This window comes from Mycobacterium hainanense (assembly GCF_041890355.1).
GTDB classification, from domain to species: domain Bacteria; phylum Actinomycetota; class Actinomycetes; order Mycobacteriales; family Mycobacteriaceae; genus Mycobacterium; species Mycobacterium hainanense.
The window spans coordinates 3,021,574-3,034,199 of record NZ_CP169059.1 but is presented as its reverse complement, the minus strand read 5'-3'; the positions used below and the strand labels follow the sequence as shown (position 1 = coordinate 3,034,199).

The window sequence follows — 12,626 nt, the reverse complement described above, 5'->3', positions numbered from 1 at the left end:
TGGGGTCTTGCCAGACCATTGCCCGTGTGGTTCTCTACGAGAATAGAGTTGAGCCGCGCTGACGGGCCGATTTCAATCCAGCCCATGCGCAAGTCACTGCAATGCAATTAAGCGGAGTGTATAAATTGCCCGATCCGGATCCGGCACTGCCAGGTGGCGGGGATGCCCGGTAAAAGGCAGGCGGAGGAGGGATTTCGTGACGACGAGCACCGATAGCCACGTGCGTTTCGATCCGTACGATGTCGAGTTGATCGCAGACCCATACCCCATGTTCAAGCGCCTGCGCGACGAGGCGCCACTGTATTACAACTCCGAATACGATTTCTATGCGTTGAGCCGATACGCCGACGTGAACAAGGGAATCATCGACCACGGCACGTACAGCTCCGCGCGGGGCGTGATCATGGAACTGATCAAGGCCAACCTCGAAATCCCGTCGGGCATGTTGATCTTCGAAGACCCGCCGATCCACGACGTGCACCGCAAGTTGCTGTCCCGCATGTTCACCCCGCGCAAGATCGCCGCGCTGGAGCCGATGATCCGCGAGTTCTGCGCACAATCGCTGGATCCGCTGGTGGGGTCGGGGCGGTTCGACTTCGTCACCGACCTGGGTGCGATCATGCCGATGAAGGTCATCAGCGCATTGCTCGGCATTCCTGAAGAAGATCAGGAATACATCCGCGACCGCGGCAACGCGCAGTTGCGCACCGAGCCCGGCAAGCCGATGAGCGCCGCCGAACACGGTTTGTCGCTGGGGGAGCAGTTCGAGGCCTACATCGATTGGCGTGCCCAAAATCCGTCCGACGACATCATGACCGAGCTACTCAACGTCGAGTTCGTCGACGAGACCGGCGCCACGCGCAAACTGAGGCGCGAGGAGATCCTGGTGTACCTCAACGTGGTGGCGGGCGCGGGCAACGAGACGACCACGCGGCTGATCGGCTGGGCGGGCAAGGTGCTCGCCGAACATCCCGATCAGCGTCGAGAACTCGTCGAGAACCCTGCACTCATCCCGCAGGCCATTGAGGAGCTGCTGCGCTTCGAGCCGCCCGCACCGCACATGGCCCGCTATGTCACGCGCGACGTCAATATTTATGACCAGACGGTGCCGGAAGGCAGCGTCATGCTGATGCTGATTGGGTCGGCTTGCCGCGACGAGCGCCAGTTCGGCCCCGACGCAGGCGAATTCAACATTCATCGCGCCGCCCGGCCGCACCTCACGTTCAGCGTCGGCGCCCACTTCTGCTTGGGTTCGGCGCTGGCCCGGCTGGAAGGCCGTGTCGCCCTCGAGGAAATCCTCAAGCGCTTCCCGGAATGGGAGCCGGATTTGGCCAACGCGAAGCTGAGCCCGACGTCGTCGGTGCGAGGTTGGGAAACACTTCCCACCGTGGTGCCCTGATGACCGGCCGCGTCTCTGGCCGGGTGGCGGGAAAGGTCGCGTTCGTCAGTGGCGCCGCCCGCGGTCAGGGTCGCAGCCACGCCGTGCGCCTTGCGCAGGAGGGCGCCGACATCATCGCGATCGACGTCTGCGGGCCGATCGAGAACCTGGCCTATCCGCACTCGACGCCGGAAGACCTGGCCGAGACGGCCGACTTGGTGAAAGCCCAGGACCGCCGCATCGTCACCGCGCAGGTGGACGTTCGCGACTACGAGGGGCTGAAATCCGCGGTGGACGGCGGCGTGGAACAGCTCGGGCGGCTCGACATCATCGTCGCGAACGCGGGCGTGGGCACCGATGGCAGGAAGCTGCACAAGATTCGGGAGAACGTCTGGCAGGACATGATCGACATCAACCTGACCGGCGTTTGGCATACGGTCAAAGCGGGTGTCCCACACATTCTTTCCGGTGGGCGCGGTGGATCGATCGTGCTCACCAGCTCGGTCGGTGGGCGCAAGGCATACCCGAACACCGGCCACTACATCGCGGCCAAACACGGCGTCATCGGCCTGATGCGCGCCTTCGCCGTCGAGCTCGGCCAGCACATGATCCGCGTGAATTCGGTGCTACCCACCCAGGTCAGCACCACGATGGTGATGAACGACAACACGTTCCGGCTCTTCCGCCCCGACCTGGAGAATCCGGGGCCGGACGACTTCGCCCCGATCTCCCAGATGATGCACACGCTGCCGGTGCCGTGGGTGGAACCCGCGGACATCAGCAACGCGGTCCTGTTCCTCGCCTCTGACGAATCGCGTTATGTCACTGGCGTTTCGCTTCCCGTCGACGCGGGCAGCTTGCTCAAATAAGCGCCAATACAAGAGAAGTTGGAGAAGCCGATGCCCGAATACGACTACGAGAAGTTGAAGAAGGAAGCCGAGCAGTACATCAAGTTCGAGAAGGACAAGAAGAACCGGATCGCCTACATCACCTTCAACCGCCCCGAGGAGCTCAACTCCACGACCTTGGGAATGCGGCAGAACTACGCGGACCTGATCCACAAATGCAACGTCGACGACGACGTCAAGGTCGTCGTGATCCGTGGCGAGGGCCAGGATTTCGGCAGCGGAGGCGACCTGCCCGAACAACGGCCGATGCTGGAGAATCCGGGCCTGCCCCTGCACCACGAGCTCGCGATCAACGACGACGACGTCAAATACCCGCCGGGTGGGTCGTATCGCTACCTGTCCACCGTCACCGACTTCTACGCCAAGGCCCGCGCGGGCAACCGGCCGCTACAGGAGCTGCGCAAGATCAGCATCATCGAGGCCAAGGGGTATTGCTACGGCTGGCACTTCTATCAGGCGGGCGACGCGGACCTGGTGATCTCCTCGGACGACGCCCTCTTCGGTCATCCCGCGTTTCGGTACGTGGGTTGGGGACCACGCCTGTGGTGGTGGGCCGAGACGATGGGCCTGCGCAAGTTCTCCGAAATGCTGTTCACCGGCCGGCCTTTCACCGCCAAGGAAATGTACGAGTGCGGCTTCCTCAACAGTGTGGTACCCCGGGAGAAGCTGGAAGACGAAACTCTGAAGTACGCGATGGCATGCTCGCGCTCCCGCCCCACCGACACCGTCGCGGTGCAGAAGACCTTCCTGGAGCTCTACAAGCAGCACAAGGGCGAATACTTCGGCAGCCTGCTCACGGGCATGGTCGAGGGCATGCTTCCGATGATCAAGAACGATGCGGAAGAAGTCGACCTCACCGAGGGCACCTTCGAGAAGGGCCTCAACAACGTCGTCAAGGACAACGACCTGAACTTCCCGCCGGAGTGGCGCCTCAGCCGCTCAGGCCGCGCGAAGCCCTGACCGCCTTGGGAGGGCTTGGATGTCGGCGCTGACGGGTTTCCGGGTCGTTGAGCTGGTCGGGTCTGTCGCGGGCGAGTACTGCGGAAAACTGTTGGCCGACTTCGGCGCCGAGATCGTCAAGGTCGAGCCGCCGGAGGGCGGCAGCCCGACCCGGGCGATGGCTCCCATCCTGGCCGACGGGTGCGACGGCAGCGCGCTGTTCGCATACCTCAACACCAACAAGCGCTCAGTCGTACTCGATCGCGGAACCCCCTGCGGCCACGCGATACTGCACACGCTCATTGGCACGGCCGACGCGGTGATCGGCGACGGCGCGACCGACTGGTCCGCCCAGCATCCGGATGTGGTGTTCTGTTCGGTCACGCCGTTCGGGCGCGGGGCGCCAGCCGAATTCGACAACGCGACGAGCATCAACGTGTTCCATGCCAGCGGTTGGGGCTACCACACGCCCAGTCACCCGGATCCCACCAAGCCGCCTCTGCAAGGACCCGGCCGGTTCCTGGCCGACTACGAAGCCGGACTCGATGCCGCGCTGTGCTTGACGGCGTCGCTCTTCGGGCGCCTGCACAGCGGCCGTGGCGAGTCCATCGATATCTCCGAGCACGCGGTGCTGGCCTCCCGCGCCGATTGCATCCTGGGTCGGTTCATCACCGGCGAGGTGACCGCCGAGGGCCACCGCGGCGACTTCGACCAGGCCGGTCCCGCAGCGTTTTTCGCGTGCGCCGACGGCTTCGTCTACCTGTACATGACCAGCCGGGCCCACTGGCTCGGCCTGAAAGAACTGATGGGTCATCCGGGCTGGCTGGGCGCGTTCGAGGACGACTGGCTGGAGTTCTCCGTGACCGCCGACAAGGTCGCGGCATTCCAACGCGGCTTCGCGGCGTGGATCCGGGACCTCGCCAAGGACGACGCCTCCGACCGGGCCCAGCGCCTGGGGGTGCCGTTGGTGCCGGTGAACGGCGCCGCCGACCTGCAGGACTCGCCGCAGTATCGCCATCGGGGGTTCTTCCAGCGGGTGCACCACCCCGTGCTCGGGGATGCGGCATACCCGACGGTGCCGTACGCGTTCAGTGCGTCGCCGGCGCGAATCACCGATGCCGCACCGAGTCTCGGTCAGCACACCCGGCAGGTCCTGGACCGCATCGACACCGCGCGGCCACGGCCGCGGGTCACGTCGCCGCAACTCAAACCCCCGATGTCTCCGCGCGGCGGACCGCTGGAAGGGGTGCGGGTCGTCGAGCTCACCAAGGTGTGGGCCGGCCCGTATGCGGGCAAGCTGCTGGCGATGCTGGGCGCCGAAGTCATCAAGATCGAAACGGCGGGCAGCCCCGAGGAGATGCGCGCGTACGGCGGCACCGACATCAACCACGCACCGTACTTTCTGAGCATCAATCCCGAAATCCTCAGTGTGGACCTGGATATCAAGTCCGCCGAGGGCATGTCGTGGTTACGGGAGCTCGTCGGCCGCAGTGACATCGTCATCAACAACCTTCGCCCCGGCGCGATGGAGCGCCAAGGGCTGGGGTACGCCCAGCTCAGGAAAATCAAGCCGGACATCATCTCGGTGTCGATCAAAATGTGGGGCAACGACGGGCCGCTGGGCCATCAGACCGGGTACGCGCCCTGCTTCGCCGCCCTGGCCGGGCTCGCCTCGCTGGTCGGCTATCGCGGCGGGCCGCCGCTCGGAATGAGCATGCGTTATGGCGATTCGACCGTCGGTGCGGCGGCCGCGTACGCCGCATTGGTGGCGTTGCTGCATCGCGAACTGACCGGCGAGGGGCAATTCGTCGACGTATCGGCCGTGGAGACCCTGTCGTCGATGGTCGGCGACTGCCTGCTCGAGCAGGCGCTCACTGGCCGGCGCCTCGGTCCCAGCGGCACCGATCACCCGGACATGTGCCCGCACGGCTGCTACCCCTGCGCCGACAACGCGTGGATCTCGGTGGCCGTCGCCGACGACACGCAATGGCGGGCGTTGTGCGAGTCGCTCGGCGCCGGTTCGTTGGCTCGCGAACCCCGGTACGCCGGCATGGACGGGCGGCGCCGCCACGCGGCAACACTCGACGCCGACCTCGGGCGGCTCACCCAAAGCCACGACGCCGAGCGCCTGGCGCAGCGCCTGCGCGATGCCGGGGTTCCGGCCGCCAAGAGCGCCACCGCTCTCGATGTGATCGGCGATCAACGACTGTGGGACCGTGAGCTCTATCGGTTCGTCAGCGATCACCGTGAGGGTCAGCGGCCGATCGTCGGGCCGCCCTGGCGGATGGCGCGCGACCCGGCGCGCATCGCCCGCGGCGCACCGGACCTGGGCGAGCACACCGATTATGTGCTACACGAGATACTGGGCGCATGACGGCGACACTTGCCCACACCGCGGCCCTGGTGACCGGCGCCAGCAGCGGTATCGGCGCCGCGACGGCGAAGGCGCTGGCCGCCGAGGGCGCGGCGGTGGCCCTGCTCGCCCGCCGCGCGGACCGCCTTGCCGAACTGCAAGCCGGCATCGAATCCGCCGGCGGCACAGCGCTTGCCGTGGCCGCCGACGTCACCGATGCCGACCAGGTGTCGGCGGCCGTCCAGCGCGCCGTGGCGGAGTTCGGCCGGCTCGACACGGTGGTGAACAACGCCGGGTTGATGCAGTCCGGCCCCGCGGCCGAGGCGTCGCTGCAAGGTTGGGACGCCATGGTGACGGTGAACGTGCAAGGGGTCCTGTATGTCACTCGTGCCGCCCTCCCGCATCTGATCAACGCCGCCTCCGACTCACCGCGCGGTGTCGCCGATCTGGTCACCATCAGTTCGACCGCCGGGTGGGTCGCCCGGCCCAACACGGCCGTCTACTCGCTGACCAAGTTCGGGGTGAACGCCTTCAGCGAGGGCATCCGGCAAGAGGTCCTCGGCCAACGGGTGCGTGTCGGAGTGGTCGGCCCGGGAACGGTCGATACCGAGATCTTCAGCCACCTGGCGGGGTCGTCACGGGAGGCATTCGAACGTCAGACCGCCGGCATGGTGAAGTTGCGGCCCGAAGACATCGCCGACGCGGTGTTGTTCATGGTGACCCGTGACCGCCGGGTGGCGGTCAACCACATGCTGGTGCGCGCGGCCGAACAAACCTGGTAATCAGTTGACTTCGCATTGGGCCGTGGGCGACCACCACGGGTTGGCGTTTCCGGCCGACGCGGCGGCGCTGCGCAGCGGCGGTGCCCGCTTTCTCACCGAGGCGTTTCGCGCCTGGGGCGCGTTGGGGGACAACAGCGTCACACGCGTCGCCGGGATCCGTGAGGTCACCGGCGGCAGCACCGGCCGAAAGGTCACGCTCGCGGTCGAATACGCCAAGCCCGCACCGAATCTGCACACCGACCTGTTCGTCAAGTTCTCGCGTGACTTCGAAGACCCGGCGCGCGACCTCGGCAAGACGCAGATGGAGCCGGAGGTGCGCTTCGCGGCCCTGTCGCGGGCCCAAAGGTTTCCCATCTCGGTGCCCAAGGCGCACTTCGCCGACTATCACCGCCAGACCGGCACCGGAATCCTGATCACCGAGCGGATTCGATTCGGGGAGAACGGAATCGAACCGCAATATCACAAGTGCCTGGACTACGAGATGCCCCGCCCCGCCGAGCATTACCACGCACTGCTCACCGCGCTGGCCCGGCTCGCCGGCACCCACCGGTCCGGGCGGCTGCCGGCCGAGCTGACCGCGCCCTTCCCGCTGGACATGGCTGCGGCGACGGTGGGGGAGCGTGCGCCACTGTCGCCCGACAAGTTAGAGCGCCGACTGGACGGGCTGGCCGAATTCGCCTGCGCCCATGGTGGGTTGCTGCCTGTCTGTTCGGCGGGGCTGATGGCCCGCCTGCGTGAAGACGTGCCGCGGGTCGCGCGCCACGAGCACGCGATCAACCGCCTGCTGGCCGCCGACGCCGACTATGTCGCGCTGTGCCATTGGAACGCCAACATCGACAACGCGTGGTTCTGGCGCGATACGGACGGCGTCCTGCGCTGTGGCCTGATGGATTGGGGATGCGTCGGGCAGATGAACCTGGGCATGGCGATCTGGGGGGCCATGTCGGGCGCCGAAACCGATTTGTGGGGAACCCATCTCGACGAATTGTTGCAGCTGTTCGTTTCCGAGTTCCAGCGTTACGGTGGGCCGGATCTCGACCCCGTTCGGTTGCGCCGCAGCACGTTGCTCTATGCGGCGGCGATGGGCGTCGCCTGGCTCCTGGGTGTGCCCGGAATGATCCGGAAGCGATTCGAGGCCATCCCGAACGACCGCACACATCCGCTCATCAGGGACGACGAGAGCGTGCGCGCGCCGCTGCAGATGCTCTCGAACCTGTTGTTCCTGTGGGACCGGCACCGCATCGGGGATCTGCTGGACGACGTACTCGCCGGTGGCGACCGGGGTTGACGGCGGCCACGGACTTCATTCAAGTGGGATCTGTGATTCTGGCCCGGGTCCGATAGCTCAGCGTCACTGTTAAAACGACGCCGCGGACATCGTGGGTTCATTTCCTGCTGACGAACGGAGTTGGGACAGTGGAGGACAATAACAACGGCCCGGCCGGCGGTAAGGACCTCGCCGATCGGGGCCATCACCGCCGCGTGGGTCGCCCGCACCGCGACGAGGAAGGGGCGATCGCGGCCGCCGAAAACACCGCGACGCAACTACGATCGGACAGCCACCCGTTCGGTACCCGGGGTCAACGATTCGATCGGCGTTCGCCGTTTTATCTGGGGCTGACGGCCTCGGCGGGTGTGGCAGTCACCTATGGGGCGGTGCGGATGCTCGGGGCAGCGTCCTCGGTTCTGGTCTTGATCGGGGCGGCGATTTTTTTCGCCCTCGGGCTTGAGCCTGCGGTGTCCGGGCTAGTGAACCGCAAACTGCCGCGATGGGCGGCGGTAAGCCTCGTGGTCGTGATGGTGTTTGGGGTCCTCGCCGGTGCCGTGGCGGCGGCGGTCCCCCCGCTGGTGCAGGAAGCCCGTCAATTCATCGAGCAGGTCCCACATTTTCTTCAGCAGGCACAGAGCCACTCGACCGTGATCGGGGGACTAAACGAGCGCTTCCATATCCAACAGCGGATCAGCGACATGCTCCACAATTCGGGCTCGCCAGCTATTGGGGGCCTCCTCAAGGCCGGGGAGACAATCTTCGGAGCACTGTCACACGTCGGGATTGTGGCCGTGCTCACCGTCTATTTTCTGGCCGAGCTGCCGCGGATCCGATCGACCGTGTATCGGTTGGTCCCGATGTCGCGGCGACCGCGCGCGATCCTCATCGGCGACGAGGTGATGGCGAAGTTCGGTGACTACGTTTTCGGCAATGTGCTGACCTCTGTCATCGCCGGGGTAGCAACGTTCGTGTGGTGCTTCTTCCTGAACGTTCCCTATGCGGTGCTGCTCGGGCTGTTCGTCGCGATCATCGATCTATTCCCCTATGGGTCGACGGTCGGCGGGTTTGTGGTCGCGCTGGTGGCGCTGACGGTGTCCGTCCCGGTCAGTATCGCCACTGTGGCTTTCTACGTCGCCTTCCGCTTGGCCGAGGACTACCTGTTGACGCCAAGATCATCGGGCGTGCGGTGAGAGTGCCCGGAGGAGTGACCGTGTTCGCCGTTCTCATCGGCGCGGCGCTGCTCGGGGTAGTAGGGGCGTTGGTCGCGATACCCGTCGCCGCGGCAGTGCAGCTCCTGGTTTCCGAACTCCTGTTTCCGACGCTGGATGAAGCATGATGGAGTCCGACCCACCGGCGCGTGGACCTGACCGTTCCATACGGTTCGACATTTCGGCCGATGAGCCCACAGCGGAAGGTCGGGAGCGACAGATTGCAGAGCACAACCACGTATTTCGGCGGGCGAGGGCGCGTCGGGAACCGAGGCGGCGGCGTTGGCGCTCGTGACGCGATTATCCGCAACGGCGGGGTCAGTCGTCGGCGATCGGCGGGGAACTGAGCGCGGGGACGGTGTCCTCGCGATGCAGCACCGACCGCGCGGCCACGGCGAACATCTCGAGCTTGTCGACCACCGTCTGCCCCTCCAGCTTGTGCCCCCAGATGCTGATGCCCTGGTGGGTCGTCGGATTCCAGACGGACTCGTCGACGACGATCGGGTTCCAGCCGACCTCCCACTCGAATCCCGACGGTGTCATCGCGTAGTACGACAGTTCCTTGTCGTTGGTGTGCTGCCCGACCGACATCGTCATCTCGAAACCCAGCGCCTTGACGCGCTGATACGACGTCACCATGTCGTCGAGCGTGGCGGCTTGGACGTTCACGTGTTGCACCCGCGTGCGAATCGGGTTGACGGGCAACATGTTCACCGATGCGATCGCCACGGAGTGGTGACGTTCGTTGACGCGCAGGAAGCGGACCTTCAGCTTCAGGCCGTTGATCGTTTCGTCGATGTAGTCCGACAGGCGCGCGTTGAACACGTGGTCGTAGTAGCCTCGCATCTCGTGCGGCTTCTTGGTGAAGATCGCCACGTGGCCCAATCCCCCTGCGCCGGTGACGAACCCGCTGCCCGGTATGTCCAGCGAGAGCGGGGCGGTGCGGGCGGTGCTGTACACCTCCTGCGTCAGCCCGTTGGGTCCGGGGAACCGCAGGAAGCGCTCGACGCCGCGAAGTTTGGCGTCGTCGTCGCTGCCCTCGGCGTAGGGCACGCCGTGGTCCGCGACCCGGCGGCAGACCTCGTCGAAAGTGGCGTGGTCGTCGAGATGCCAACCGAGGGCGACGACGTCCTCCGCCGGCCCCCGCCGCAGCAGGAAGCGACATTCGTTGGCGTCCAGGCGAAACCGCATCGTGTCGGGCAGCATCTCGTCGAGGTGCATGCCGATCGCGTCGCGCCCGAAGCGCTTCCAGTCGGCGAACTTGTTGGTTTCGATCACGACATAGCCCAGGTGGACGTTGCCGAAGATGTCAGTGGTCATGAGGCTCCTTACAGATGGTCAGGCGTCAGAAACGCGGTGGTGACGGCGTTGAAGAAGTCGGCGCGTTCCCACTGGACCCAGTGGCCCGTGTTCGCCGTGATGAGCACGTCGGCGTTGGGCATCCGCTCGCCCAGCATCGCCGCGCCGCTGGGCTTGTTGACCTTGTCGTCCCGCCCCCAGATGACGAGCGTCGGGGTGGCCAGGTGCTTGAGCCGGCGGTCGCGGGTGAAGTCCATTCGCCACAACACCCTTGGGCCCGTCGGCCGTTGCAGGGGCGGATTGGCGACGACCTCGAGCTCGATCGACGACTGGTAGCGCGCCTCGATCAGGGCATCCGGGACGGATTCGCCGTCGTACACCAGATACGAGCGGATGAACGTGCGCAGCTTTTCAAGGCTGGGCCCGTCGCCGCCGTAGTACGACAGAAGGCTTTTCAGCCCCGCGGTCGGCAGCCCACGGCTCGTCCCGACACCGCCCGGGCCCATCAGCACGAGTTTGTCGACCCGATGCGGGGTGTCCAGGGCGAGGCGCAACGCGCAGGCACCGCCGAGGGAGTTGCCGACCAGGTGCGCGCGCTCGATGCCGAGTTGGTCGAACATGCCGCGGATGTGATCGGCCAGGTAGCCGAACGGATCGTCGCGATCGACCCCCTTGGACGAGCGGCCATAGCCGGGCATGTCGGGGACGATCACGCGGAAGTTCTCGGCCAGCGGCTCGATGTTCTTCGAATAGTTCGACACGCCCGACGCGCCCGGGCCGCCGCCATGCAGTAGGACCACCGGTGGGCCGTCCCCGGCCTCGACGAGGAAGATGTCTTTCCCGTTGACGCGCACGGTGCGCTCGGTCATGGTGTTGCTGGTCATCGATTCTCTCCTTAAACCTTGAGCCCGGCCGGGGGCCCCGGCAACCGCTGGTCTTCCTTTGCGGCGGCGTATACGAACCCGTCGGGCCGCACCACCACCGCCGACGCGCCGCGCTTGTCGAGCCAGCGCGTCAGGATGCCGTCCGCATCCACGATGCTGTCCGCGCTCGGAACCGCGCCCGGCACAAGGATTTTCAGGACGGGGACGCCCGCCTCACGCCACTCCCGCAGATCGGGGGCCGGCCCGAGGTGCAGCACGGTCCAGCGGCCGCCGATGACGTCATCCAATCGGACGGCGTCACCCTTCTCCTCGACCACCCACGGCTGCTGGATGAGCCAGCCGACGGCACCATTTCCGTTGTGCGCCAATAAACCCTTCTGGTAACGCGCGTCGGGCAGCCAGCGGTGCTGGCGGAGCCAGGACGTGAACCCCGGCACCTTGCTCGCGGTGCGAAAGAAGTGGTTTCGCACGGCGGCGCGCCGCGGGTCGCGTTGGATGATCAGCTTGCCCGTCTTGACCGCGCGGTTGGTGACCTCCTTCACGTGTGGCATCCGCTCGGCTTGGTAGGTGTCCAGCACCGACTCGGGCAGCGACCCGTTGAGCACCGCGGCCAGCTTCCAGCACAGGTTCGCCACGTCGCGAACGCCGGCGCACATGCCCTGGCCGATCCACGGCGGCATCGCGTGCGCGGCGTCGCCGGCCAGGAAGACGCGGCCGACGCGCCACCGGTCGGCGAAGCGGACGTGGTGGCTGTAGCAGGCGAACCCGAGGATCTTCACGTTGTCGGGCGAGATCCCCTGTCCCCGCAGCACCTTCCAGATCGCCTCCTCGGAGAGGAGGTCCCTCTCGTCCTCCTCGTCGCGCACGGGGAACTCCCACCGGTGGTGACCCAGCGGGGTGGGGCAGTCGACGGTCGGCCGCTCCGGGTTGCAGTGGAAGCGCAGCCGGTCGTGGCCGGGCCATTCCTTGAGCACCTTGGTGTCGATGACGATCCAGCGCTCTCCGTAGGTGCGCCCGCTGAAGCCGATGCCCAGCTGGCCGCGGATGAAGCTCGACCCGCCGTCCGCGGCGATCACGTAAGACGCCCGGATCCGCCGGAACTCGTCGGCGCGAAGATCGGCCAGCATGAGTTCGACGTGCTCGTCACGCTGAACCACCCGCAGGCACTCGTGCTCGAGGAGGACCTTGACGTTGGGGAAGCGGTCCACCCCCTCGCGCAGCACCTTCTCCAGTGCCGGCTGGTAGATGAACTGTTGCGGCGGGTGGCCGTTGCCGCGCGACACCGGCAGGAGCCGCACGAACGGGACGCCGTCGGCGTCGACGAAGTTGGCGCCGTTGCCGGGCTGCATGTCGGCGTTGAGGCGATCCGCCAGGCCGACCTGTTGCCAGATGCGCACGACCTCCTCGTCGGTGGAGATGGCCCGGGCGCGTACGTAGATGTTCGGATCGCGCTCGACGACGACGACCTTGAGGCCCATCTGGCCGAGCAGATTGGCGGCGGTGACGCCGACCGGCCCGTACCCAACGATCGCTACGTCATAAATCGGATGGTCTGACATGAGGGGAACCTTCGGTGGAGGTTGTTAATGTAGTGCTCCATACAGT

Annotated in this window: 11 protein-coding genes; 8 read left to right on the top strand and 3 right to left on the bottom strand. The window is 66.1% G+C overall.

Annotated elements, in window-relative coordinates; genetic code table 11:
• The first annotated feature begins 196 nt into the window (after positions 1 to 196).
• The 8 genes from ACEL92_RS14205 to ACEL92_RS14170 all read left to right on the top strand — a co-directional run bounded on the left by ACEL92_RS14205 (position 197) and on the right by ACEL92_RS14170 (position 8,966).
• A complete protein-coding gene (locus ACEL92_RS14205) occupies positions 197 to 1,399 on the top strand; it encodes a cytochrome P450 (RefSeq protein WP_374021382.1) in 1,203 nt (400 codons plus the stop codon).
• Positions 1,399 to 2,247 carry a mycofactocin-coupled SDR family oxidoreductase gene (locus tag ACEL92_RS14200; RefSeq protein ID WP_374021381.1) on the top strand — a complete coding sequence of 283 codons (849 nt, stop codon included), beginning with the start codon at positions 1,399 to 1,401 and terminating at the stop codon, positions 2,245 to 2,247. Before ACEL92_RS14205 ends, ACEL92_RS14200 begins: the two co-directional genes overlap by 1 nt.
• 30 nt (positions 2,248 to 2,277) lie before the next feature.
• The gene (locus ACEL92_RS14195) at positions 2,278 to 3,246 is read left to right on the top strand and encodes an enoyl-CoA hydratase/isomerase family protein (RefSeq protein WP_374021380.1); all 969 of its coding nucleotides are present in this window, start codon (positions 2,278 to 2,280) and stop codon (positions 3,244 to 3,246) included.
• Positions 3,247 to 3,265: 19 nt separating this feature from the next.
• Positions 3,266 to 5,599, top strand: a complete 2,334-nt coding sequence (locus ACEL92_RS14190) for a CaiB/BaiF CoA transferase family protein (protein ID WP_374021379.1) — start codon at positions 3,266 to 3,268, stop codon at positions 5,597 to 5,599.
• A complete protein-coding gene (locus ACEL92_RS14185; RefSeq protein WP_374021378.1) occupies positions 5,596 to 6,360 on the top strand; it encodes an SDR family NAD(P)-dependent oxidoreductase in 765 nt (254 codons plus the stop codon). Before ACEL92_RS14190 ends, ACEL92_RS14185 begins: the two co-directional genes overlap by 4 nt.
• A gap of 4 nt (positions 6,361 to 6,364) precedes the next feature.
• The gene (locus tag ACEL92_RS14180) at positions 6,365 to 7,648 is read left to right on the top strand and encodes a hypothetical protein (RefSeq protein WP_374021377.1); all 1,284 of its coding nucleotides are present in this window, start codon (positions 6,365 to 6,367) and stop codon (positions 7,646 to 7,648) included.
• Positions 7,649 to 8,022: 374 nt separating this feature from the next.
• On the top strand, positions 8,023 to 8,820 hold the full coding sequence (locus ACEL92_RS14175) for an AI-2E family transporter (protein ID WP_374021376.1): 798 nt from the start codon (positions 8,023 to 8,025) through the stop codon (positions 8,818 to 8,820).
• Positions 8,821 to 8,840: 20 nt separating this feature from the next.
• Positions 8,841 to 8,966: a hypothetical protein gene (locus ACEL92_RS14170; protein ID WP_374021375.1), complete on the top strand. Its 126-nt coding sequence runs from the start codon at positions 8,841 to 8,843 to the stop codon at positions 8,964 to 8,966.
• 190 nt (positions 8,967 to 9,156) lie between these two features.
• On the opposite strand, the gene ACEL92_RS14165 is transcribed toward ACEL92_RS14170, so the two are convergent.
• The 3 genes from ACEL92_RS14165 to ACEL92_RS14155 are packed head-to-tail and all read right to left on the bottom strand — an operon-like array spanning position 9,157 to position 12,580.
• Complete coding sequence (locus tag ACEL92_RS14165) at positions 9,157 to 10,158, bottom strand: VOC family protein (protein ID WP_374021374.1); 1,002 nt, start codon at positions 10,156 to 10,158, stop codon at positions 9,157 to 9,159.
• 8 nt (positions 10,159 to 10,166) lie between these two features.
• A complete protein-coding gene (locus ACEL92_RS14160) occupies positions 10,167 to 11,021 on the bottom strand; it encodes an alpha/beta fold hydrolase (RefSeq protein WP_374021373.1) in 855 nt (284 codons plus the stop codon).
• Positions 11,022 to 11,032: 11 nt separating this feature from the next.
• The gene (locus tag ACEL92_RS14155) at positions 11,033 to 12,580 is read right to left on the bottom strand and encodes a bifunctional 3-(3-hydroxy-phenyl)propionate/3-hydroxycinnamic acid hydroxylase (protein ID WP_374021372.1); all 1,548 of its coding nucleotides are present in this window, start codon (positions 12,578 to 12,580) and stop codon (positions 11,033 to 11,035) included.
• Positions 12,581 to 12,626: the final 46 nt, after the last annotated feature.